The 784-nt window shown below is 60.8% G+C and carries 1 pseudogene; it reads right to left on the bottom strand.

What is annotated here, in order from left to right:
- A pseudogene (locus tag Q668_RS13580) lies at positions 1-531 on the bottom strand (IS21 family transposase); the annotation flags it as partial.
- Between the last annotated feature and the right edge of the window lie 253 nt (positions 532-784).

Raw genomic sequence — 784 nt, 5'->3', positions numbered from 1 at the left:
CCAGGTGGCCTCGGCGAAGGTGTAGCTGGAGGCGCCCAGCACAGCGACAAAGACCTGAGCCTTGCGCATCTCACCAGTGCTACGATCCACCACCGGAACCGTGGGGCCGCAGTAGTCGATAAAGATCTTCTCACCGGCCCGGTGGACCTGGCGCATGCTGCGCCGCTGACGGCCTTGCCAGAGCCGGTAGTGATGGCAGAACTGGCTGTACCGGCGGGCCTTGTCGCCGTGACGTTCCACGTACTCAGCCCAGAGCAGTTGCAGGGTGACGCCTTTGGTCTTCAGCTCCTGATGGACCTGAAAGTAGTCGGGCTCGGCAAAGCGTGCAGGCGGCGTCTTGGCCGGGAACAGCTGGGCTTCCAGCCGAGCTTCGTCCGTGCCTTCTGGCAACGGCCAGGTGATGCCCTGAGCGGTGGCCAGGCTGACGTATTTACCGACTACGCCCTTGGAGAGGCCACAGGCGCGGGCAATGCGCTCATGGCTCAGGCCCGCTTCGTACTTGAGGCGCAAGACCTCGATGATCTGTCGCATGGAAATCCTCGCTGCCGGCATTTGCCCTTCCTCGTCGTGAAAAAGAAAGGGGTATGCCGGATAAAGTGGAAGAATTCCAGCGTGTTGCCAGTGATTCCGGAGGAACGTGACCGATGATTCCGGCATCGTGACCGGCGATTCCGGAAAAACGTCCAAAATCGGTCACGATAAAACGGAATGAGCGGTCACGATGGGCCGGAACAGGCGGTCACGTTCAAACGGAATGGGTGGTCACGATGGGCCGGAATACGCA

Origin of the sequence: Marinobacter sp. ES-1 (assembly GCF_000475255.1) — a bacterium.
Taxonomy (GTDB): Bacteria; Pseudomonadota; Gammaproteobacteria; order Pseudomonadales; family Oleiphilaceae; genus Marinobacter; species Marinobacter vinifirmus.
Note: the sequence above shows the minus strand (reverse complement) of the source record. Positions and strands in the feature narration are given on the sequence as shown.